Source organism: uncultured Pseudoteredinibacter sp. (assembly GCF_947502065.1).
GTDB lineage: Bacteria > Pseudomonadota > Gammaproteobacteria > Pseudomonadales > Cellvibrionaceae > Pseudoteredinibacter.
The window spans coordinates 1-264 of record NZ_CANMYE010000043.1 but is presented as its reverse complement, the minus strand read 5'-3'; the positions used below and the strand labels follow the sequence as shown (position 1 = coordinate 264).

Sequence of the window (264 nt, the reverse complement as noted above, 5' to 3'; positions counted from 1 at the left end):
GGTCGCTTCGGCACTTGGCGTGCGAGGCGTACCGCCCACAGTGACACCGGTGGTGGTGTCCACATTTTCAAACTGAGAAGCACCGGCGCCTACGCCCGCGATGGTGGCCGTAAAGGTCTCATCATCGAAGTCCGCATCTTGTGCCGTTGGAACGGTCACGGTTGTGGTGCTATCACCCGCCGATACAGTCACGGTTTGTGCGGTTGCGGTGTAGTCACCGTCTTCCGCAGTACCGTTCGCAAACACCACGTTCACTTCCATATC

The 264-nt window shown here is 58.7% G+C and carries 1 protein-coding gene; it reads right to left on the bottom strand.

Going from position 1 to position 264, the window contains the following annotated elements; translation table 11 throughout:
• The coding region (locus tag Q1A41_RS20290) for a hypothetical protein (protein WP_299982990.1) at positions 1–264 on the bottom strand (264 nt) is incomplete at both ends.